Origin of the sequence: Streptococcus suis (assembly GCF_002964045.1) — a bacterium.
In the GTDB taxonomy this organism is placed as follows: Bacteria; Bacillota; Bacilli; order Lactobacillales; family Streptococcaceae; genus Streptococcus; species Streptococcus suis_U.
In genome coordinates this window covers 1-296 of the sequence record NZ_POPB01000486.1, presented here as the reverse complement: position 1 = coordinate 296, position 296 = coordinate 1, and the positions used below count along the sequence as shown (strand labels likewise).

The 296-nt window shown below is 42.2% G+C and carries 1 pseudogene; it reads left to right on the top strand.

The annotated features are described in order from the left end of the window. Positions 1 to 296 (top strand): annotated as a pseudogene (locus tag C1E99_RS12180) (DNA mismatch repair protein MutL); the annotation flags it as partial.

The window sequence follows — 296 nt, the reverse complement described above, 5'->3', positions numbered from 1 at the left end:
TTGATTGGACGCTTTCCGCTGGCAGTCATTTCTATAGAAATTGACCCCTATCTTGCTGATGTCAATGTGCATCCGACCAAGCAGGAAGTTCGCATTTCCAAGGAAAAAGAACTCATGACCTTGATTCGAGAGGCGATTAGTCAAGCGCTTAAAGAGCAGGACTTGATACCAGATGCTCTTGAGAATTTAGCTCAGTCAAGTACTCGACCAAAAGTAAAAGCAGAGCAAGGCACCTTACCACTCAAAGAGCCAAAAATCTATTATGATACGATTAAGCAAGACTTCTTCTTAAAACC